Annotated in this window: 24 protein-coding genes and 1 pseudogene; 10 read left to right on the top strand and 15 right to left on the bottom strand. The window is 70.5% G+C overall.

The features are described from left to right. Positions 1-36 precede the first annotated feature (36 nt). Positions 37-963 (bottom strand): mycothiol synthase, encoded by a 927-nt coding sequence (mshD, locus tag ACIO3O_RS07120; RefSeq protein WP_401742911.1) that lies wholly within the window; start codon positions 961-963, stop codon positions 37-39. Positions 964-1012: 49 nt separating this feature from the next. Beyond that, a complete protein-coding gene (locus ACIO3O_RS07115; RefSeq protein WP_401742909.1) occupies positions 1013-2086 on the bottom strand; it encodes a YhcG family protein in 1074 nt (357 codons plus the stop codon). A gap of 200 nt (positions 2087-2286) precedes the next feature. Between ACIO3O_RS07115 and ACIO3O_RS07110 the strand changes: the two genes are divergently transcribed. Continuing rightward, positions 2287-4122, top strand: a complete 1836-nt coding sequence (locus ACIO3O_RS07110; RefSeq protein WP_401742907.1) for a bifunctional metallophosphatase/5'-nucleotidase — start codon at positions 2287-2289, stop codon at positions 4120-4122. Between the two features lie 72 nt (positions 4123-4194). On the opposite strand, the gene ACIO3O_RS07105 is transcribed toward ACIO3O_RS07110, so the two are convergent. Together ACIO3O_RS07105 and ACIO3O_RS07100 are read right to left on the bottom strand one after the other, a co-directional pair. Then, a complete protein-coding gene (locus tag ACIO3O_RS07105) occupies positions 4195-5793 on the bottom strand; it encodes an ABC-F family ATP-binding cassette domain-containing protein (protein WP_401742905.1) in 1599 nt (532 codons plus the stop codon). Between the two features lie 150 nt (positions 5794-5943). After that, positions 5944-6498: a hypothetical protein gene (locus tag ACIO3O_RS07100; protein WP_401742903.1), complete on the bottom strand. Its 555-nt coding sequence runs from the start codon at positions 6496-6498 to the stop codon at positions 5944-5946. Between the two features lie 187 nt (positions 6499-6685). On the opposite strand from ACIO3O_RS07100, the gene ACIO3O_RS07095 reads away from it, so the two are divergent. The 4 genes from ACIO3O_RS07095 (at position 6686) to ACIO3O_RS07080 (ending at position 9541) form a co-directional block, all read left to right on the top strand. Then, positions 6686-7024, top strand: a complete 339-nt coding sequence (locus ACIO3O_RS07095) for an SCO4225 family membrane protein (protein ID WP_401742901.1) — start codon at positions 6686-6688, stop codon at positions 7022-7024. A 51-nt stretch (positions 7025-7075) separates the two neighbouring features. Next, positions 7076-8008, top strand: a complete 933-nt coding sequence (locus tag ACIO3O_RS07090; protein ID WP_401742898.1) for a MerR family transcriptional regulator — start codon at positions 7076-7078, stop codon at positions 8006-8008. Between the two features lie 170 nt (positions 8009-8178). Continuing rightward, positions 8179-8943 carry a MerR family transcriptional regulator gene (locus tag ACIO3O_RS07085; RefSeq protein ID WP_401742897.1) on the top strand — a complete coding sequence of 255 codons (765 nt, stop codon included), beginning with the start codon at positions 8179-8181 and terminating at the stop codon, positions 8941-8943. Positions 8944-9241: 298 nt separating this feature from the next. Then, positions 9242-9541, top strand: coding sequence for a hypothetical protein (locus tag ACIO3O_RS07080; RefSeq protein ID WP_401742894.1), 300 nt, complete (start codon positions 9242-9244; stop codon positions 9539-9541). A gap of 602 nt (positions 9542-10143) precedes the next feature. On the opposite strand, the gene ACIO3O_RS07075 is transcribed toward ACIO3O_RS07080, so the two are convergent. From ACIO3O_RS07075 to ACIO3O_RS07050, 6 genes and pseudogenes are all read right to left on the bottom strand, one after another. Then, entirely contained in the window at positions 10144-10746 is a 603-nt protein-coding gene (locus ACIO3O_RS07075) for a gamma carbonic anhydrase family protein (protein WP_401742892.1), read from the bottom strand. 138 nt (positions 10747-10884) lie between these two features. Continuing rightward, positions 10885-11346, bottom strand: coding sequence for a transposase family protein (locus ACIO3O_RS07070; RefSeq protein WP_401743432.1), 462 nt, complete (start codon positions 11344-11346; stop codon positions 10885-10887). Then, positions 11281-11576: pseudogene (locus ACIO3O_RS07065) on the bottom strand (transposase family protein); the annotation flags it as partial. The pseudogene ACIO3O_RS07065 and the gene ACIO3O_RS07070, both read right to left, overlap by 66 nt. A gap of 151 nt (positions 11577-11727) precedes the next feature. Beyond that, positions 11728-11898: a DUF397 domain-containing protein gene (locus ACIO3O_RS07060; RefSeq protein WP_401743429.1), complete on the bottom strand. Its 171-nt coding sequence runs from the start codon at positions 11896-11898 to the stop codon at positions 11728-11730. Positions 11899-11923: 25 nt separating this feature from the next. After that, on the bottom strand, positions 11924-12109 hold the full coding sequence (locus tag ACIO3O_RS07055; protein ID WP_401742891.1) for a DUF397 domain-containing protein: 186 nt from the start codon (positions 12107-12109) through the stop codon (positions 11924-11926). Next, positions 12102-12923, bottom strand: a complete 822-nt coding sequence (locus ACIO3O_RS07050) for a Scr1 family TA system antitoxin-like transcriptional regulator (RefSeq protein WP_401742888.1) — start codon at positions 12921-12923, stop codon at positions 12102-12104. Before ACIO3O_RS07050 ends, ACIO3O_RS07055 begins: the two co-directional genes overlap by 8 nt. Positions 12924-13036: 113 nt before the next feature. Between ACIO3O_RS07050 and ACIO3O_RS07045 the strand changes: the two genes are divergently transcribed. The 3 genes from ACIO3O_RS07045 to ACIO3O_RS07035 all read left to right on the top strand — a co-directional run bounded on the left by ACIO3O_RS07045 (position 13037) and on the right by ACIO3O_RS07035 (position 14814). After that, a complete protein-coding gene (locus tag ACIO3O_RS07045) occupies positions 13037-13342 on the top strand; it encodes a hypothetical protein (RefSeq protein ID WP_401742886.1) in 306 nt (101 codons plus the stop codon). Next, complete coding sequence (locus tag ACIO3O_RS07040; protein ID WP_401742884.1) at positions 13339-13491, top strand: hypothetical protein; 153 nt, start codon at positions 13339-13341, stop codon at positions 13489-13491. Before ACIO3O_RS07045 ends, ACIO3O_RS07040 begins: the two co-directional genes overlap by 4 nt. A 405-nt stretch (positions 13492-13896) precedes the next feature. Beyond that, positions 13897-14814, top strand: coding sequence for a hypothetical protein (locus tag ACIO3O_RS07035; protein WP_401742881.1), 918 nt, complete (start codon positions 13897-13899; stop codon positions 14812-14814). A gap of 133 nt (positions 14815-14947) precedes the next feature. On the opposite strand, the gene ACIO3O_RS07030 is transcribed toward ACIO3O_RS07035, so the two are convergent. Further along, positions 14948-15718 (bottom strand): hypothetical protein, encoded by a 771-nt coding sequence (locus ACIO3O_RS07030; protein ID WP_401742880.1) that lies wholly within the window; start codon positions 15716-15718, stop codon positions 14948-14950. A gap of 130 nt (positions 15719-15848) precedes the next feature. On the opposite strand from ACIO3O_RS07030, the gene ACIO3O_RS07025 reads away from it, so the two are divergent. After that, a complete protein-coding gene (locus ACIO3O_RS07025) occupies positions 15849-16481 on the top strand; it encodes a TetR/AcrR family transcriptional regulator (protein ID WP_401742878.1) in 633 nt (210 codons plus the stop codon). Between the two features lie 57 nt (positions 16482-16538). Here the strand turns inward: ACIO3O_RS07025 and ACIO3O_RS07020 are convergent, their stop codons facing one another. The 3 genes from ACIO3O_RS07020 to ACIO3O_RS07010 all read right to left on the bottom strand — a co-directional run bounded on the left by ACIO3O_RS07020 (position 16539) and on the right by ACIO3O_RS07010 (position 18278). Continuing rightward, positions 16539-16706 carry a hypothetical protein gene (locus tag ACIO3O_RS07020; protein ID WP_401742876.1) on the bottom strand — a complete coding sequence of 56 codons (168 nt, stop codon included), beginning with the start codon at positions 16704-16706 and terminating at the stop codon, positions 16539-16541. 47 nt (positions 16707-16753) lie between these two features. Further along, complete coding sequence (locus ACIO3O_RS07015) at positions 16754-17197, bottom strand: nuclear transport factor 2 family protein (protein ID WP_401742873.1); 444 nt, start codon at positions 17195-17197, stop codon at positions 16754-16756. Positions 17198-17831: 634 nt separating this feature from the next. Next, complete coding sequence (locus ACIO3O_RS07010) at positions 17832-18278, bottom strand: anthrone oxygenase family protein (RefSeq protein WP_401742871.1); 447 nt, start codon at positions 18276-18278, stop codon at positions 17832-17834. Positions 18279-18372: 94 nt separating this feature from the next. Here ACIO3O_RS07010 and ACIO3O_RS07005 point away from each other — a divergent pair, with 94 nt between their 5' ends. Continuing rightward, entirely contained in the window at positions 18373-18954 is a 582-nt protein-coding gene (locus tag ACIO3O_RS07005; protein WP_401742869.1) for a TetR/AcrR family transcriptional regulator, read from the top strand. Between the two features lie 18 nt (positions 18955-18972). On the opposite strand, the gene ACIO3O_RS07000 is transcribed toward ACIO3O_RS07005, so the two are convergent. Next, positions 18973-20385, bottom strand: a complete 1413-nt coding sequence (locus ACIO3O_RS07000) for an ATP-binding protein (RefSeq protein WP_401743426.1) — start codon at positions 20383-20385, stop codon at positions 18973-18975. Positions 20386-20555 lie beyond the last annotated feature (170 nt).

The following is a 20555-nucleotide window of genomic DNA, read 5'->3' as shown; positions in this document are numbered from 1 at the left end:
CCTCTCGCTCGCGCTACGGGTCCGTAACGTGGTCCGTTATGACTCGGTCCGGTACATCAAGTCCGTTTCGTACGTCGTGAACCCGAGCCGCTCGTACACCGCCACCGCCGCGACGTTGTCCGCGTCCACGTACAGGGAAGCCGTCGGCAGCCCCTCCGCCGCGAGGTGCCGCAGCCCGGTCGCGGTCAGCGCCTTGCCGAGCCCGCCGCCCTGCGCGCCGGGCGCGACCCCGACGACGTACACCTCACCGAGCTGCTCCTCGCGGTGCACCTTGGTCCAGTGGAACCCGACGATCTCCCCGTCGGACTCGCGAACGGCCAGGAAGAACCCCTTCGGGTCGAACCACTCCTCCGCCTTCCGGTCGTCGAGGTCCCGCTGCGTGAGCGACCCCTGCTCGGGGTGGTGCGCGAAGGCGGCGGCGTTCACGGCCAGCCACGCCGCGTCGTCCTGCCCGGGCACGAAGGTCCGTACGCTCACGCCCTCCGGGAACACGGGCTCCGGGATGTCGAGCGGGCTCAACGGCCGCCGCAACTGCCGCAGCTCCCGGAACATCGCCATCCCCAGCACCTGCGCCAGATGCCGCGCCGCAGGCTTCCCGCCGTGCGCCCACACCCGCAGCCGCCGCCCGGACGCGTCCAGGAGCGCGTCCCCGAGGGCCCGCCCGTACCCCTTCCCCCGCTGCTCGGGCCGTACGACGAGCTCGGCGGCCGGCGCCTCGACGGGGTCGGTGTCCTCCAACTGGGCATACCCCACCAGCTGATCCCCGTCACTGATCAGAAAATGGGTGACCCCCTCCCGCTTCCCGCCCCGCAGCTGCAACCGCCCCTGCTCGGAGACGGCCTGCACGCCGTCGGAACGGGCGGCATCGGTCAGTAGCTCGGTCACCTGGGCGGCCTGCGCGCCGTCAAGCGCATCAAGAATCCGCAGCCGGCCGGGGCCGGGAAGAGTCGCGTCGCTGGTCATGGGGTCGAGGGTACGGGGAGGGGGTCGTTCGATCCCCCCGTTCGGGCACTCAGCCCGCCCCGTGCTCCCGGAGCACCCCGTCCGCGACGCGCGCCAGGTCCTCGGCAGGGGGAAGCGACACCTGGGCCTCGCGGTCCAGTCCGGTCCACGTGGCGACGGCCATCGGGCTTCCGCTGCGTTCGAGGGCGTACCGGGCGACCTCCCCGTCGCGGTTGGCGGCGACGAGCAGCCCGATGGTGGGCCCGTCCAGCTCCTTGTCCCGTACGAGGTCGTCGGCAACGGCCAGGTAGAAGTTCAGCTTGCCGTAGTGCTCGGGCTCGGCCCGGCCCGTCTTGAGCTCGATAATCACGAACCGGTGCAGTCGCACATGGTAGAAGAGCAGGTCCAGCCGGAAGTCGGAGCCGCCGACCCGCAGCGGGTACTGGCGGCCGACGAAGGCGAACCCGGTGCCGAGTTCGGTGAGGAACAGGACCATCCGGGCCACGAGCGCGTCCTCCAGGCTGCGCTCGGAGGCGTTGCCGCCGAGTCCCGTGAAGTCGAAGAGGTACGGGTCCCGGGTGATCTCCCGGAGGACGTCGGAATCCTCGGGGACGGTGAGGGTGAAGTTGTTGAGGGCGGCACCCTCGCGCTCGTGCAGGCGCTGCTTGATCTGGAGGTCGAGGACGCTGCGGGACCAGCCGTGCTGGATGGCGCGTTGGGCGTAGAAGTCCTGCTCGGGGCGGGTTTCGCACTTGTTCATGAGGCTCACGATGTGTCCCCACGGCAATTGTCCAACAGGCTGTTGGACAATTGGTTCGACCCATGTTCGAGCCAATTGCTGCATGTAGTGGAGATTGCTCCGGCTGAACCCCCGCTGCCCCGGAAACTCCGTCCGCAGCTCCGTGGCGATCCGGTCGATGACCTTCGTCCCCCACCTCTCCTTGCCCTGCTTCTCCAGAATTGTCCTGCCGATCTCCCAGTACATCCGGATCATCTCGGTGTTCACCTTGAGCTGCGCCCGCACATGCGCACCCCGCACGATCGACTTCAGGTCGTCGACCATCTCGTGGAAGCCAGGCGGCAGGCTCGAAGCCTGGGCGGGTACGGCTACGGCAGCGGTCTCGGCCGCGATCTTCTCGTTCACACGCACAGGCTTGCTTCTCGCATATGCCCCTGGCCCCCCAACGCCCCACACTCAGCCGAACGGGTGAAACTCACCCCATCCCTGACGTACCGCCAACGGAAACCACCTCGTAACCCGCACCCCCCTGTTGCGCTACGCGCGTTGACTTTAGGCTCTCGAACGCACCCCGCACCCTTCACGCTGAACTCACAAGGGGACAGATGTCAGCGAACCCTCGTCCGAACCGCGCCGCCCGGCGGTTCCTCTTCGCCGCCGCCGGTCTCACCACCGCCGGTGCGCTCGTCGCCGCGATGCCCGCGTCCGCGCAGGGCCACGGCGGCGGCAACGGACACGGCGGCCACGGCCACCCGAAGCCGGCCCGCACCGTCGACGTGCAGCTCCTCTCCTTCAACGACCTGCACGGCACCCTGGAGCCCCCGGCCGGTTCCTCGGGCAAGATCGGCGCGATCGACGCGGGTGGTGTCGAGCACCTGGCGACGAGCCTGCGCAAGGCCCGCAAGGGCAAGGCGTACTCGGTCACGGCCGCCGCGGGCGACATGATCGGCGCGAGCCCCATGCTGTCCGGGCTCTTCCACGACGAGCCCACCGTCGAAGCCCTGAACAAGATGAAGCTCGACGTGACGTCCGTCGGCAACCACGAGTTCGACGAGGGCTCGGCCGAGCTGCTGCGCATACAGAACGGCGGCTGCCACCCCACCGAGGGCTGCTTCGAGAAGGACAAGAAGGGCAAGCCGAAGAAGTTCAAGGGCGCCGACTTCCCGTACCTCTCCGCGAACGTCACCAAGGAGAAGACCGGCAAGCCGCTCCTCAAGCCGTACACCGTCTGGAAGAAGAACGGCGTCAAGATCGGCTTCATCGGCGTCACGCTGGAGAACACCCCGGGCGTCGTGACGGCCAACGGCGTCAAGGGCCTGAAGTTCCACGACGAGATCGAGACGGTCAACAAGTACGCCAAGGAGCTCGACCGGCAGGGCGTGAAGTCCATCGTCGCGCTCATCCACGAGGGCGGCATGCCCGCCTCCACCACGTACGACTACAACTGCGACAGCCCCGGCCCCGGCGACGGCATCTCGGGTCCGATCAAGGACATCGCCAAGGGCATCAGCCCCAAGGTCGACGCGCTGGTCACCGGCCACACCCACCAGAGCTACGTCTGCACCATCCCCGACCCGGCGGGCAACCCCCGCCTGGTCACGTCGGCCGCCTCCTTCGGCCGGGTCTACACGGACACGACGCTCACCTACGACCGCCGTACCCAGGACATCGTCCGCACGACGGCCAAGTCGCCCACCTCGGGCAACCACATCGTCACCCGTGACCAGCCCGAGCGGGAGAAGCTGGGCGAGGACATGCGGGACCTGATCGCGCGCTGGAACGTCCTGGCCGCCCCGATCGCCAACCGCCCCCAGGGCTACATCTCCGCCGACATCGAAGGCCGCGGTTCCCCCGCGCTGGAGAAGCCGCTGGGCAACCTCATCGCCGACGCCCAGCAGCAGGGCCTGTCCGCCGCCGACAAGGGCGGCGCGCAGCTCGCCCTGATGAACCCCGGCGGCATCCGCTCCGACCTGGTCTACAAGGCCTCGGGTGCGGAAGGGGACGGCGTCGTCACGTACGGCGAGGCCTTCACCGTGCAGCCCTTCACCAACCTGATGAACGTCGTCGACCTCACCGGCGCCGACCTCATCGCCGCGCTGAAGCAGCAGGTCAGCGGCGGTAACGAGGCCTCCCCGAAGATCCTCCAGATCTCCAAGGGCCTCACGTACACCCTGGACCTGACCAAGAAGGGCGCCGATCGCATCGACGCCGCGACCATCAAGCTGAACGGCGAGGCGATCGACCCCGCCAAGACCTACCGCGTCGCGATGAACGAGTTCCTGGCCGGCGGCGGCGACAACTTCCCCGCCCTCGCCCTCGGCAAGAACAAGCTCAACGCGGCCTCCGACCTGGACGTCTTCAACGCCTACCTGGCCGCGAACTCCAGCGCCGCCAAGCCGATCGCGCCGCCGGTGACGGACCGGATCAAGATCGTGAAGTAGTACGTCCGCACGCTGATACGTGAAGGGGCGGCACCCGGTGATCTCCGGGTGCCGCCCCTTGCGCATGCCCGTTCACCGGACCGACTCCGGCGTCAGCTCCAGCCGCTCCCCGCCCGCGAACCCCGCCCGCAGCCGCCGGTCGTGGGTGGCGACGACGAGCGTCCCGGGGAATCCGGCGAGCGCGGCCTCCAGCTCCTCCACCAGGGCGGGCGAGAGGTGGTTCGTCGGCTCGTCGAGGAGGAGCAGGTCGTGGGGCCCGTCGAGCAGGGCCCCCAGCTCCAGCTTGCGCCGCTGCCCGGTGGACAGGTCGCACACCGGCGTCGCGAGGTCCGCCTCCCGGAACAGCCCGTACCGTACGAGCAGGTGGCCGCGCTCCTCCCCGTACGCGGCGAGGACGGTGCGCGGGTCATGGGCCGCGGCGTACGCGGACTGCTGCCGCAGGATGCCGACGCGTTCCGGCCGTACGACCGTGCCGGAGTCGGGTGCGAGCGATCCGGCCAGCAGCTCCAACAGGGTCGACTTGCCTGCCCCGTTGGGGCCGGTCACGAGGAGGCGTGCACCCGGTTCGACGGTCAGCGCGTCGATGCTCAGGCGTCCCGGCACTCGTACGTCCGTCAACTCGACCGCCTGTGACGGTAGTTCACCGGGCAGACGCCCCGTGAAGGTCAATGCCACCGGAGGCGGCGGAACCGGATTGCTCGTCAGTCGCTGAAGGCGTTCCTGCGCGTTGCGGATGCGCCCCATCGCGCCGTGCGCCCGCGACCTGGCCCGGAAGGCCCCGGCGCCGCTGAAGCCGCGCGGCACCTTGCGGGGGATGGCGTGGAGCTGGGTGTTGTGGCTCTCCGCGAGTGCTGACTGCCGCTCCAACTCCGCACGCCATTCATCGTGTTGACGTGCCCAGCGCGCCCGGGCCGCCGCCTTCGCGGCGAGGTAGCCCACGTACCCGTTGCCGTGCCGCCGCACGGTGTGCAGGTCGGCGTCCACCTCCAGGACCGTGTCCGTCACCCGCTCCAGGAAGGCCCGGTCGTGCGTCACGGCGACGACCGTCCCCCGGTGTGCCCGCAGCCGCCCCTCCAGCCAGTCCACGGCCGCGTCGTCCAGGTCGTTGGTCGGCTCGTCCAGGAGCAGCAGCTCGGGCGAGGAGGCGAGGGTGGCGGCGAGCGCGAGCCGGGAGCGCTGCCCGCCGGACAGAGTGCCCAGCGGCCGGGCCCGGTCCAGGGCCTCGCGTTCGCCCAGCCGGTGGAGGGCGGTGTCGACGAGCCGGTCGGCGTCGTACCCGCCGCGTGCCTCGAACGCGGCGAGGAGGCGCCCGTACGCTTCCACATCGTCGGCGCTCGCCCCTTGCAGGGCCTGCTCCAACTCCCGTACGTCACGCAGCGCGAGGTCGATCGCGTCGCCGACGCGGGCGGTGCCGGGGAGGTCCAGGGTCTGTGCGAGGTATCCGATGCCGCCGGGGGCGGTGACGGTGAGGCTGCCGTTGTCGGGCAGCTCCCGCCCGGCGATCAGCCGGAGCAGGGTCGACTTCCCGGCCCCGTTGTCCCCGACGATGCCGACCTTCTCGCCGGGGCGGACGGTGAACGAGGCGCGGTCCAGGACGAGTTGGCCGTCGTACCGCTTGGTGATCTCGGCGGCGGCGAGCTGGGAGGTGGTGGCTGCGGCTGCTGGGAACAAGTGGGGACCTTTTGTAGGGGACAGGGGCAGGGGCGGCGCGATGCGCGTTTCAACGAGACGCATCGTCTCGCGAGAAGGAAGATACCGTCCCCCGGCCCCCCTGGCAAGACGTTGCGTCTCGCTAGGGGGTTGGCTCCACGGGCGAAGTCCCTACTCCGCCCTCAGCCTGCGGCTTCCCGCCCGGTCCCTGGCGACGTTGCGTACCTTCCGGGTGCGGGCCGACGCGGCGAGCAGGGCGAGTACCGGGGGTGATGTCGAGTCCCGGGCGAGGAGGCGCTGCATCCAGTCCGAGACCTCCGCCAGCTCAGCCGGCGTCGGTGCATGACCGCCCTCGACGGACAGCAGGAAGTCCCAGTCGCCGATGCGGCGACGGATGAAGGTGCGGTGGCCCTCGGCCCTGAACCCCTCAATTTCCGGCTGTAGTTGACCGGCCCACTCCCTGAACTCAGTAAGACCGTCGCCCTTCGCCGCAACCCCGTCCACGAGCGCGACCACCGCCGTCTTGGCCAGCGCTTCCCGGGGGTCGCGCAGGAGCGTGGCCACGACCGCGCGGTCCCGGTCGCGGCTCGTGGAGGCAACGAGCACCGCGATGACGCAGTGGTACGCGGCCATGCGGACGTGCTCGTCCGCGACGGCGGCATCGACATCCACGTCCAGGAGGGCGGCCTCCGCCAGCAACGACTCCAGATCCGAACCCAGGCTCACCGCTTCGTCCCCCTCTCGTACGGGCCCCCGGCGGGCGGACGTGCCCAGGGGTGCATGAGGTTCCCGCGCGGTGAAGTGAGTACGCGTACTCACGCCCCGGCCGCGCCCCGTTCCGCACCATGAGGCGACGCAAACACGACCGCGATCGCAGCCACGATCGCACCACACCACCCACCGGGGGAACCTCATGATCGCGCGCAAGCTGCTCCGTACGACCGTCACCAACCCGCTCTCCGCCGCCTACCTGGGACTCGTCGCAGCAGTCACGGTCTTCACGGTGATCTCGGCCTTCGTCGAGGAAGCGAACGAGTTCATAGCGCTCTGGGTCATCCTGGTGACCTCGCCCACGTCCACGCTGATCCTGGGGGCGTTGCAAATCTTTGGCGGGGGCGAGAAGGATGCCGCGGGGCTCGTCGTGTACGTCGTCATCGCCCTCAGCGCACTCATCCAGTCGACGGCCCTGGGCCTGATCTGGAAGCTGGTGCGCAGCGACCGCGCACGGGGCGTTCGACCCGTGAACTCTTGAGCCGCGCGGGCGGCTTGAGTCTCCCGTGGGGGGAGACCGGAGGGTGGGGGCATGGACGACGACGACACGTTGTACACGATCGGAGCGTTGGCCCGGCGGACCGGGCTGACGGTGAAGACCATCCGGTTCTACTCCGACACCGGCATCGTCCCGTCCACCGCCCGAAGCCCCGCCGGTTACCGGCTCTACGACATCGACGCGCTCGCACGCCTGGACCTGGTCCGCACCCTGCGCGACCTCGGCCTCGAACTCGCCGTCATCCGGCGGGTGGTGGAGCGGGAGGCCTCGGTCCCCGAGGTCGCGGCCGCCCACGCCGACGCCCTGGACGTGCAGATCCGCACCCTTCGCCTGCGTCGCGCGGTGTTACGAGCGGTGGCCAAGCGGGGCCCCAGCCCGGAGGAAATGGACCTCATGCACAAGCTCGCCCGACTCTCCGACGACGAACGCCGCCGCCACGTCCACGATTTCATCGACGCCACCTTCGGCGGCCTGGACGCCAATCCCGCCTTCGTGGAGATGATGCGTTCGGCCATGCCCGAGCTGCCGGAGGACCCCGAGCCCGATCAGGTCGACGCCTGGATCGAACTCGCCGAACTCACCCAGGACCCGGAATTCCGCACCGCGGTGCGCCGGATGGCCGAGCACCAGGCGGCCGAGCGCGCCGAGGGCGACACCACCGGCCTGCACCACGACCTCACCGAGACGGTCCGCGACCAGGTGGGCCGCGCCCTCGCCGCAGGCATCGCCCCCGCCTCCGCCGGGGCGGCCCCCGTCGTCGACGCCCTCACCGCCCGCTACGCCGAGGTCTTCGCCCGTACCGACGACGCCGACCTGCGCCGCTGGCTCCTGATCCGCCTGGAAGTCGCCAACGACCCTCGCGCGGAACGCTATTGGCACCTCCTGTCCACCCTGAACGGCTGGCCGGTCCCGCCGTCCCTGGCGCCGGTCTTCACCTGGTTCATCGAGGCGTTGCGCAGCAGGTGAGCGCACACCGCGCGAAGGAGGCCGGTCGCTTCCGTGAATTCCGTGAATTCCGTGGATTCCCTGGATTTCGTACGCGCTGCGGGCTTGAAGTTGCCGCTGCGGCAGCTTCTACGGTCGTGACCAGGGCCGGAACGACCGGCCCTGCGGCACACGCGTGAGGGAGTGAGAGCGTGGAGAGGGACTGGCCGATCGCAGACGTGGCCCGCATGTCGGGCGTCACCGCCCGGACGCTGCGCCATTACGACGAGACCGGCCTGCTGCCACCCTCCAGGATCGGCGCCAACGGCCACCGCCGCTACGGGCAGCGCGAGCTGCTGCGGCTCCAACAGATCCTCGTACTGAGGGAGTTGGGCGTCGGTCTGCCGGAGATCGCCCGCATCCTGTCCGACCAGGTCGACGAGGTGGACGCCCTGCGCAGCCACCACCGGCGCCTCCTCACGGAGCGGAACCGGATCGACGTCCTGGCCGACACCGTCTCGCGCACCATTGCCGAACTGGAAGAGTCCAGGAAGGACGACCGACCCATGACCATCAACCGTCCGGAGAACCTGTTCGAGGGCGTCACGCCCGCCCACTACGAGCCCAACATGGGCGACCACCCCGACCTCGCCGACGCGGTCGGCCGTCGCGCCGCCACCATGAGCCAGGCCGACGCCGACGCCGCCCACCGCGAGCGCACGGCGCAGATGATCCGCCTGGCCGAACTCATGGCCGCGGGCCACCCGGCCGACGCCGCGCCCGTACAGGCCGAGGCCGACGCCCAGTACCGGGCCCTGACCGAACTGCGCGCCCTCTCCGCCGAGGACTACCGGGCTCTGGCCCACTCCATCGTCGGCAACGAGACCTGGCGCGCCGCGTACGAGTCCATCGCTTCGGGGCTCGCCGCGTACCAGCGGGACGCCATGCTCGCGTACGCCGCCGCCCGGCTGAGCTGAGTCCCTGACCGGCGGATGCCGGGTCCGGGTGGCTCCGGTACCGGCATCGGCACCGGCACCGGTGGTGCGGCCTGTGCGCGAGGGCCCCGCGTGCAGGCCCCATCCGGGTGTGCGCAGTTCGAGGAGCGCCGGCCAGGGCTCAGACCCGACGGTCCTGCCGGTCGTCGCGATGGCGGCCGAGTGCCCGGCCGGAACGCCCGGAGCTGCCCGGCATGACGCACGCGGCTCCCACCCGTACCGGTATCGCGAACCACCGGAACCCTGGGGTAGCGAATCCCTGCTGCTGGAGGAGCCCCGGATGAGTGTCAAGGACAAGGCCGGACCCCGAGGCGGCCGCGGCTCTGCCCCGCTGAAGGTCGATCCCGAGATAGACCGCCTCATCACGCACGTGGCGCACTTCATGAACGTCACCAAGAAGGACCTGGTGGCCATCGCCGTGACGGACTACGTCGCGCGGCACCGCGAGGAGATGCGGGCCAGGACGCAGGGAGCGATGAGCAGCGTCCTGGACGTCACCGATCGTTCACGCGTCGCCCTGCTCACGGGCCTCACACCGGAACAGCGCGACGCGGTGGGCGGGGTTCCCGAGGATGAATGACCGCCTGGCCCCTCGTTCACCGTGCCCTACACTGCGCTCGCTGCCTTGCCTCGACCTCGTACCTGGATGCGAACGCAGCGGCTGGGGACCCGAGTTCGTCATGCCGGAGCGCCTGCTCGCGGGGAAGGAACAGGCCTGGTCGACCTTGATGGACCCCAAGTCCGCAGCGAAGCTGCTGGGCGACTTCTGACGGCACGCCCGGCTGGTGGATGACGGCTCCGCCGGGAGTGGGTGTGCGTTCAGAAGTGGGACAGATTGGCGGGAAAGTGTCCTACTTTCGCGGGGGGTCGTCGAACACTGTCAGGTCGGACGTCTCGGCGGTCATGGCGATCGGATCGATGTACGGCACAGACCACGCGGCCCCGGCCAGGATGGCCGCTGTCGGCGCCGGCCGGTGCGGCGCGGTCGGCGGCTGCGGGCACATAGCGACTCCTGGACGGGGCGGGGGCAGGTGCAGGCGTAAGTGAGTCCCGTCGGTTTCCGGCGGCCGTCCGGTTCACACCGTGCCCGGAGGCCCGGTCCTTGTCATCGCCACGCGGACGGGGCGCGGCCCGCTGCTCGTCAGCAGGGGGGAGCAGTTCGAGCAGGCCACGGCCGGCGGCTCAGACCTGCCGGTCGTCGCGATGGCGGCCGAGCGCCCGGCCGAAGCGCTCGGAGATGCCCGGCATGAGGCTCGCGCCGTCGCCCGGCCGGTCCAGGCCGAAGACGTAGCCGGGGAAGTCCAGCTCCTTCTGCACCGCCCAGATCGCCTCGTGCTCCTCGGGCGGGAGAATACGGGCCGGGTCGCCCACGGCCACCCAGCCGATCGGCACGGTCGTGTCGGCGGGCAGCACGGTGCGCAGGTGTACGACGCCGTTGATGCGCACCTCCGAGCGCGTCCCGATCCGCGCACCGTTGAAGACCCTGCTGCCGGTCGCCAGGAACACCTCGTCCTCGACGGTGCAGCCGGTCAGGTACGAGGCCGGACCGACCAGGACCTGTCGGCCCAGCCGCAGCGGATCGCGGCGCGTGCCGCGCAGGACAGCGTTCTCCATCACGATGCAGTCCTCACCGAGCTCCACCGGGCCGCCCTCGGCGGTGAGTACGGCACCGAACAGCACCCGGCACCCGGCTCCCACGCGTACGTCGCCGGACAGGGTGGCGTTCGGGGCGACGTAGGCCGTCGGGTGCACGGTCGGCGAGAGGCCCTCATGAGCGATCAGCATGTGCGCGATCCTGCCCGGCCCGGGGTGTCTCCGCGCACCGTTTCACGTGCCGAGACCACGGTCGCGCGGTTCTGGGCTAAAGGGTGTTGCACAAGAGTGCGTGCGGGCAGGCCGGGTGGGCGATTCTGGCCTGCGGTTTCATCCGGTGAGGGTGAGGTTGTGCATGGTGGCGACGGCCTGGACGGCGTGGTGGAGGCCAGGGCCTTTCTGGCGGCAGTCGCGGAGGATCTTCCAGTTCTTCATCCGGGCGAAGGTGTGCTCGACCCGGGCGCGGACCTTGCGGTGTGCGGCGTTGTCCTCGCCCTGGCCGCGCAGCAGCGGCCACTTGGCCCGTTTCCGGTGCGGTGCGGCACGACGAGGCCGGTGCACCAGTACGCGCCGTCCGCCAGGACGGTGACGCCCGCACCTTTCGAGGGCAGGTCGGACTCGCGCCAGGCGTGGGCGTCGGCCTTGTTGCCGGGTGCCGGGCGGGCGGCGGCGATCACCAGGCGGGTGTCGGCGTCGATGATGACCTGCACGTTTGCGGAGAAGCGGTAGTTGTGTGAGGAGGCGCCCACGCGCCGGTCGCGGACCGGGACCAGGGTGCCGTCCACGAGCCACAGCCGGTGGGTGTTGGTGAGTGGCCGCGGGGCTGGCTCCAGGGCCGGCAGCGGGCGCAGCCGGTGGATGACCCGGCAGACGGTCGCCGGGCAGACCCCGAACAGCGGGGCGAGCTGGCGCATCGTGAGGTTGGTGCGGTAGTAGACGGCCACCAGCAGCACCCGCTCGGCCAGCGGCAGCGCCCACGGCCGGCCTCCGCCGGGACCGTTGCCACCGCGTTCGCGCACCATCTTCACCAGCTTCTCGAACCGGTCCATCCGAAACCCGGTGAAGGTCTCCACCCACAAGGCCTCAGCCTTCAACACCTCACGCGTACGCGGGAGATGCCCGCCGCGAGAGCTTGTGCAGCAACTTTTGGCGGCCGGTGTTCTGCACCGAGGGCTACTTGACCACGGTGAGGAAGGTGCCCCAGGCGCGGTCGGTGACGGTGATGACGGGGCTGTCGGCGGCGAGCTTGGTGTCGCGGAGGTGGGTGCGGCCCGGGGTGTTGTCGGCGACCTCGACGCAGTCGTCAGCAACGGGGCCGCTGTGGGAGGACTTGTGCCAGTTCAGGCTCTAGCTGCTCACTGCGGCCTCTTCACTTGAGGACGGTCAGGAAGGCGTTCCAGGCGTTGTCGGTGATGGTGATGACGGGGCTGGTGGCGGGGAGCTTGGTGTCGCGGAGGTGGGTGCGGCCCGGGGTGTTGTCGGCGACCTCGACGCAGTCGTCAGCAACGGGGCCGCTGTAGGAGGACTTGCGCCAGTTCAGGTTTTCGCTACTCATGGAACCTCTTCAAAGCCTTTTGGATTGCCATTGCTGATTCCTCGACCGCGAGGGCGCGGGCGGCGAGGCGATCATAGACCTTCTGGTACCAGAGGACTTGGGACAATTCCTCGCTGTACGAGCCGGTGTTGAAGCCCTCGGTGTAGGCGCCCCGGGTTCCATCGGGGAGGGTCAGGACGGACAGCGTCCCCACGATGTGCCCTGCTCGGCTCGGCAGCACCCGCAAGTTGATGTTCGGGGTCTCGTGGGCTTCCAGGAGTCGGGCGAGCTGAGGCTCGGTAGCACCGTACAGGGCGGATTCCGCAAGAATGAGCGACATCCACGGCGGGTCCGCGCGTTCCCAGACAGCCTGGCGCGCTCTGCGTTGCTCAATCGTGCGCTCGACTTGCTCGGGGCTGCCTGCGTTGGCAGTAAGAATCAACTCCCTCGTATAGTCCGCTGTTTGAAGCAAGCCGGGCACAATGTGGCCGCAGGCGTGGATCATTACCGCTTCCTGCTGCTTGTGCAGGAATGGCTTCGCGTACCCCACGAATGTGGCCTGATCCAGAATCTTGACCAGGTTCACCAGCTGATCCGGGCGGAGCCCCAAAACCACTTCGAGCTTTCGTGCCAGAGCTGTATCCGGTGGTGCGTCCCCGGTCTCCACCTCCGAGATGCGTGACTGGCTGGAGAACACCTTTACGGCCAGCCCCCTTTGGGACCAATCCTCGCCCGGGATCTTGGCCCGCATCTTGGCCAGCCGCGCTTCCTGGACCACATTCCCGATGTACTGCTCGATGTTCTCGCTGGGGTCTGGCTCCCGCACTCGTGGCATATGCCGTACACCTCGATCGCGCTCCGATAGCGAACTCCTACCGATCGTAACCCTGAGTGGTCAACCTGGAAGGAGGAAACCGGAGTTCAACTGCGCAAGCAGGAAGAAGAGGCATGACCCCCAACCCCAGAACCCCCACCACACCCCCGCGCGACACCGCCCAGGAGCGGCAGAACCACACCGCCACCGTCGCCTTCAACGAGCTCTTCGCGGCCATGGTCAAGGCGGGCACCCTCCTCCCGCACCTCACCCTCTGCCTCGACGAGCCCGGTGTCCCGCTCGACCTCGGTCGGCTCAGCGCGGTCGACTGTCTCAACCTCGCCCGGCGGCTCAACCTCCTCCTCGCCCTGGAGGCCGAGGTCCAGCGGTCCGGCGCCCTCCTCCTGGAGCAGCAGACCCGCAAGGCGGTGCGGAATTGAGCGCCGAGGACGGCGGCGAGGCGGTCCTCTGCCCCGCCTGCCAGAAGATCGTCCTGTGGCTGGACGGCACCAGCCGCTGCCCGGCCTGCAACGGCCCCCTCCCGGTCCTCTACCCGCTCCCGCAGCCCGCCGGGCCACCGCCCGCGTAAGCCGGACTCGATCGCGCAACCCGAATCCGCCCCCGTGCCCAGAAAAGTGGGACATCTGAGCCGCAAAGTGTCCTACTTTTCGACGCCTCCCCCCCCCGGGACCTGCGGGCGCCGGGGAGGTTCCCGCGCTTGAGCTTCGGGACCTCAGGGTCGAGACGCTTTTACTCGGAAGAGGCTGGTGGGCACATTCCCACCCACCCGCCCTTCGCGCACGCGAGCCCGCGCGCGAGCGGCGTTGCGACGCCAACTCGCCGATTCAGTAAGGCGGGTGACGTTTTGTGATCGAGTGGCGGCAGCGTGTGGCGAGCCTGTACGGTCCGTCACAACAGAACGGCCCCTGCGGGTGTTTGCCGCACCACACAGAGGCCTGACCATTCCGATCGCACAACTCAGAAAGACGATCTCATGGCTGTTGGCCAGCTTAGTCGTACCGTCCATGCCCCCGCCCACCCCATGGCGACCCCCGGCTTCGGGAAGCGTTCCGCCCCCGACCAAAACCCACGCCACCAGGGCGACTTCGTACACCTGCCCAGGCGTGAAGCGGCCATCGCGCAGTACATCGACCGGTTGCCCGACGGCGCGGACATCAGCATCAAGACCCTCGCCCGCGAGATGGCCGACTACGGCCAGTGCGCCATCGGCACCGCCCTCAACCGCCTCACCGACGCCGGTCACCTGCGCCGCCGCCGCATCGGCCTCATGGACGACGAGGGCAACGTCCGGCACGTCACCGAGACCCACTTCAGCCGCACGCCCCGGCCTGCCGCCTGGTGGCACGACGTCTTCACGGACAGCGTCCCCGCGTCGGGGTACGACAACCCCGAGCCCGGCGAGACCGACAGCGGCGGTCACGAGGGCCGGGGCTTCCGGGCGCTGGCCCGGCTCGGGCGGCGGGAGCCGCAGCTCGCGCTGTCGGAGAGTGAGTGTTACGCGCTGGCGGAGACGGCGGGGGAGTGGTTCCGGCGCGGGGCGAGCGAGACCCAACTCGTCTACGCACTCACCCTGTTGCTGCCCGGCCGCGTCACGCACCCCTTCGGCTTCGTGCAGTCGCGCCTGCTGGCCAAGCTGCCGCCCGAAATCCCCGCGACCCCCCTCGGCGTACCCATGACCGAGTGCGTCGGGTGCGGAGCGGCCGGACGGCCCGAAGAACTGCCGGGCGGACTGTGCCGACCGTGCCGGAGCACGGAGCCGGTGCGTGAGTGCGGTCCTTCGCCGGAGGTGGTCCGGGGGAAGGCCGCCCGTATCCGCAGGGAGATGGAGGTCCGGCGGGAGGAGCGGGGCGGCGGCCCGCGCCGGTCGCGTGGGCGACGTAGGCGCAGGTAGCGGCCTTGGTGGCGCCCGTGCCGGATCTCCCGGCGGGCCGGGGTGCGGGCGGCGAGGAGCGGACGCGAGAGCGGCTCTCGGACGGGGTGGGTGAGTTTCCGTAACCGGACGCGCATATTTCGGTTGCTCCGCGTCAGGCGTTCCTGGCCCGTCGTCCGAAGGGCGTGGTCAGGGAGGCGACCGTGAGGCGGGCCGGCCTGCGCAGGTCGCGGTCCGGGTGCAGGACGGTACGGAAGGCGGCCCAGGCGAGGGCGCCGAGGAGGAAGCCGTAGTCGGAGACCAGGCCGTGCCCGTTCTCCTGGGCCAGCCACATCGCCAGCCCGAGCACCGGCACTCCGAGCGCGAACAGCCTCTCCTTGCGCACGGCCTTGGCCCGCACGCCTTCCGCCTCTTCCTTCTTCCGGTCGCCGCCGCCGTACAGCAGCAGCGCTGCGGCGAGCGTCGCGCCCAGGAAATAGGTGGCACCGGAGCTTCCGGCGAAGTTGCGCGGATCGGTGCTGTGCGCCACCTGGCCCCACAGCTTGTCGATCTGCTCGGGCAGCAGGATGCCCGCGGCGAACAGGCCGAGCGTCAGCGGCGCGCCCCAGAACCACTCGGTGAAGGCCGCGACGGCGGCGAGGGTGGCGATGTTCCAGGCTGCGCCGCCTATGCCGCCGTTCTGTAGGAAGACGGACGTGACCACCCGCCACCAGCCGGACTTGGCCGGGTCGGCGTCGAGCGCCCCCATCGCCCCCGACCAGCAGAGCTGGAGGGCCACCCCGGCGAGCGCCAGGCAGGTCAGACCGACCGCCGCCCAGGGAATCCGCCGCTCCCGCAGCGTGCTCCGGCCGACCAGGGCCAGCCCCCCGTTGAACATCAGAACCATCAATGCCGCCGTGGTCACGTTGAACAGCACTGCGTCCATCGTCGCCACCCCCCTTCGTGCATGTGCGCCGTCACGGAACGACGTCGCCGGTCGATCAAGACGCTAGCGCGCTCCGGAACAGATTCAAACAGTGTTTGAAAAGTCATGACCATTCGCTAGGCTGCGCCATATGAAGCTGACCGCAGAGCGCATCGTCGAGGCGGGAATGGCGACGTTCGCCGAGACCGGGTACCACGGTTTCTCGGTGCGGCAGGTGGCGGACCGGCTGGACGTGCACGCGGGCAGCCTCTACTACCACGTGCCGAGCAAGGCCGCGCTGCTCCAGCTGATGGCCGACCGGGTGGTCCGCCAGGCGTACGACGAGGGCACCGCCGCCCTGGCCGCACTCCCCCCGCAGGCGCACTGGCCGGACCGGATCACCGCACAGTCCGTCGCCCTGCGCCACAGCATCCGGCGTCACCCCGGCGGGGCGATCCTGCTCGCGGGCAGCCCGAAGACCCTCAGTCCCGGCGCGCTCTCGTTGATGGAACGCCTCCTCGACACCCTGGCCGAAGCGGGCGTCCCCGCAGAACACTGCGCCACCGCGGCCGACACGATCCTCAGCCACATCACCGGTTACGTCCTCCAGGAACAGAGCGACCCACCGGCGGCGCCGATCACGCCGGACGGCGTCGCCGAGCTCCGGCGGAGTTATCCCCTGACAGTGGCCGCCGCCTCGGCCCACGGCCCGGACGAAAGGTTCACCCGAAGCCTGGACCTGCTGTGCGCGGGCATCACCACGCTGATCCCACCGAGAGGGTAGGGGCCACAACCCGCCGGGACGGCAAGGACCGCCGCTCCCTCCTCGCCCCGGCCCGCTTCACGGGTGTATCCGCGCCCCCTTCAGCACCTTGTCCACGGTGTTCTTCGGCCCCCCCTCGGCGGGGGCGTCGATCCGGAACTCCTCGTGTGCGTCGGAAGCGCGCCGGTAGAAGTCGATCGCGGAAGCGGCGGTTCCTGCGGCTCTGGAATGAACGTGGGGGCTCAAGTCCGCTTGAGCGTGCGGGGTTTCGGGTGTGGGGTGTGGGGTGTTGTTCAGGTCGCGGTGCATGCCTCCGCGATCGAGAGGCTGTTCTCGTAGAGGTGGTGGCGGGTGATCCGGCCGTCCTCGACGGTGAGGTGCAGCGCGAACGGGCCGCCGAAGGACTTGCCCGTCGTGCGCACGGTTCCCGAGAGGTGGCCCATCAGGACGGCGTCGGTGCCGTCGACGAGGAAGGCGTCGAGGGTGGCCGTGGTGTCCTCCGGGACCGTGTGCTCCGCCAACTCCCGTGCCTGGGCAGCGCATTCGGCCCCGGTGGAACGCGGGCGAATCCACGGGGCGGCGGGGTTCTCGGCGATCAGCCAGTCGACCTTGTCCGCGAAGAGCTCGGTCATCCGCTCCTCGTCTCCGGCCAGCCGGGCCGTCACGAACTCCTGGACGATCTGGCGGGTGGTCTCGGCGGTCGAACTCGGGGTGTTCTCGGGGGGCTTGACGGTCATGCGTGCTCCTTGGGCAGGTGGTCGGGGTTCCCGTCGGGGGCCCGTCGACGTGCACCAGGTTGCCGTGGGGGTGGGGGTGGGGGCGATTACCTCGGAGGTAAGCGCGTGGCCGGTGGGGGGCGGTGTCCTCCCCTTCCGCCCCTTTGGGCGGCGGGGCCGCCCTCCCTCTCTTCCCCCGTAGCCCCCTTGGGCGGCGGGTCGCCCCCCTCCCCTTCCCCCTAGCCGCCTTGGGCGGCGGGGCCGCCCCCCGGGGGCGGGACGGGCGGGCAAGGGGGCGGCCCCTCCCGCTCCCGGCCCACCCGGGTGCCGCCCCTGGCCCAGCACCTGCGCCGGACGCGCGTCACCGCCCAGGCGCCGGCCCGCCTCCCGGCACCGGGCACGCGCAGCCCCGCCCCGCCGGGGCAAGGGGGTCCCCAGCCCCACCCCTTCACCTAAACCCGCAGGGGCAAGGGGGGGACAGGTCCCGTGCAGGGGGTGGTGGGTCTCCGACCCGTGCAGGTTCGTCGTGGTTGCTCGCGCAGTTCCCCGCGCCCCTGAAGGGGCGCTGCCGCACCGGCGGCGAGATGTTCGTGCCCCCTGAAGGGGCGCTGCCGCACCGGCGGCGAGATGTTCGTGACCCGGGGGCCCGGGTGGGTCAGACCAGGGCGACGACCAGCAGGGTGAAGGCGACGATGATGACCGCCACGCGGCCGTAGTGGTACCGGTCCCACCGGTTCATCTGCTGCTTCCAGTCCGCCGGCCGGTTCTCCGGCGTCCACTTCTTGCCCTGGTTGTTGATCGGGACGAGGAGCAGGATCGACATCACCACGCTCAGGATGAGCAGCCCGGCCGCCGTGACCACCAGCCCCGTGCCCGCCACCCCCCACGCCGCGACCGCCCATATCGCCGCCAGGACCAGCGAGCCGATGTACCAGAACGGCATCAGCGCCCCGAGCATCCGGCCGCCCTTGCTGCGGGCCTGCTGATCGGCGTCCTCCGGGAGCGAGTTGAAGATCGGGTTCATGACGAAGGCGACGGAGAACTCCACCCCCACCATCAGTCCGACCAGAACGGTGGTGGCGACCTGAAGTGCATCCAGCATGACGACTCCCCTGAGATCGATCTAGCGTTGCTAGGTGATGTGGCAACGCTAGACCTACTGTCGCTCGTTTGTCTAGCGGTGCTAGGGTTCAGTTATGTCGGTAGTACAGGAACGCAAGCAGCGCGAACGGGCCGAGCGGGAACGCCTCATCGTCGCCACCGCCCGCGAACTCGCCGAGCAGCAGGGCTGGGACGCGGTCACCACCCGGCGGCTCGCCGAGCGCATCGAGTACAGCCAACCCGTCCTCTACAGCCATTTCCGGGGAAAGCGCGAGATCGTCGGCGCCGTCGCCCTGGAGGGCGCCACCGAGATGGCCACGGCGATACGAGCCGCCACCTCCGCCGCGAACGGCCCCCGCGAACGGGTCGCCGCCCTCGCCCACGCCTACCTCGACTTCGCCGCCCGCCACCCGGCGGTCTACGACGCCCTCTTCCAGCTCGACGGCGGTCTGGCCTACGCGAGGGAGGACACCCCCGAACCCCTCAAGGACGCCTTCGCCGCACTGCTGGAGAGCCTGGGCGAGGTCGCGGGGGAGGGGGTCGCCCCGCCCCTCTTCACCGAGACCTTCTGGGCCGCCCTGCACGGCCTCGCCACCCTCACCCGCGCGGGCCGCCTCCCCCCGGAGGACGCCGGGCAGCGGGTGTCGTTGCTGGTGGAGCGGCTCGCGGTGGGGTGAGGGCGAGGGGGGGAGGTGTTACGGAACCTCGCTCGGTGGCGGTGTCGGTGCTCCCGGCAGGCGGACGACCGCCTCCGTGCCCGGGCCGCCGTCCAGCGGGGCGTGCAGGGCGACCTCGCCGCCCGCCTCGCGGATGGCGCGGGCCACGATGGACAGGCCCAGGCCGGAGCCGGGGAGGGCGCGGGCGGAGGGGGAGCGCCAGAAGCGTTCGAAGACGTGCGGGAGGTCGGCGGGCGGGATGCCCGGGCCTTGGTCGCGGACCGTCAGTTCGCCGAGGTGGAGACGTACGGAAATCGTGCCCGACGGCGGGCTGAACTTGACCGCGTTGTCGAGGATGTTCACCAACGCCCGCTCCAGGACCGGGGGTTCGGCCCGTACGTACCAGGGGGCGAGGGAGACGTCGAAGGTCAGCTCCGGGCCGCGCAGGCGGGCGCGTTCCAGGGCGGTGCGCATCAGGTCGTGCCAGCCCACGACCTTCGGGGAGGCGTGGCCGGGGACGGATTCGGGGCGGGCCAGTTCCTGCAAGTCCGTGATGAGAGAGGCCAGTTCGGTCATCTGGGCCTTCACCGAAGTGAGGAGGGCCTTGCGGTCGTCCGGGGGGAGCGGGCGGCCGGTGTCCTCACTGCGGGAGAGCAGTTCGATGTTGGTGCGCAGGGAGGTCAGGGGGGTGCGGAGTTCGTGGCCCGCGTCGGCGATCAGCTGGGACTGGAGGTCGCGGGAGGAGGCCAGGGCGGCGGTCATCGCGTTGAAGGAGGCGGAGAGCCGGGCGATCTCGTCGTCGCCCTCGACCGGGATGCGCAGGCTCAAGTCCTCGGTACGGGCGACGTGTTCGACGGCGTACGTCAGCCGGTCGACGGGACGCAGGCCGCTGCGGGCCACCCACAGTCCGGCCCCGCCCGCGAGCAGCACACCGACCCCGGCGACCGCGAGGAGGATCAGCGCGAGGGTGTCGAGGGGGTCGTTGACCTCGCTGAGGGGCCGGGAGACGGACACGGCGAGCTGGAGGTGGGGGTAGGCCTTGAGCTGGTAGGTGTAGACGCGGTACTTCTCGCCGGTGGAGGCGAGCGCGTCGTGCCAGGACTCGGCGGTCTGCCCCGCGGCCACGGCGTAGTCCTGGGGGGTGGCGGCGACGGACTGCCGCCCGTAGATCACGCACTGCTCGCCGGTCCTGGTGACGACCTGGACGGTGGTCCGGTCGACCCCGCTGGTGGCGTCCCGCTTGGGGAGCTGGCGCAGGCAGCGCGCCTGCCCGGCATCGGCGTCGATCTCGATCTGGCGGACGACGTCGCCGTCGTTCATACGGCTGTTGCTGAGCGCGTTGTCGAGGTTGCTGACGAGCGCCTCACGCGTCACGAACCAGCAGGTCACGGACGCGGCGGCGACGGCGAGCGCGACGGCGGTGGCGACCAGGAGGGCGAGCCGGGAGCGCAGGGGGAGACGGCGGTACCGGGCGAGGGGGCCGCTGCGGCGGCGGGGGCCGCCGGGACCGGCGGGGCCTGTGCCCGTTCCGGCGGCGGCGCTGCTTCCGGTCGCGGGACCGGTTCCGCCTCCGTGGGCCGGAGTACCGCTTCCGGGGGTGGTGCGGCTGTTTCCGGGCGCGT

This window comes from Streptomyces sp. NPDC087440 (genome assembly GCF_044744005.1).
In the GTDB taxonomy this organism is placed as follows: domain Bacteria; phylum Actinomycetota; class Actinomycetes; order Streptomycetales; family Streptomycetaceae; genus Streptomyces.
Note: the sequence above shows the minus strand (reverse complement) of the source record. Positions and strands in the feature narration are given on the sequence as shown.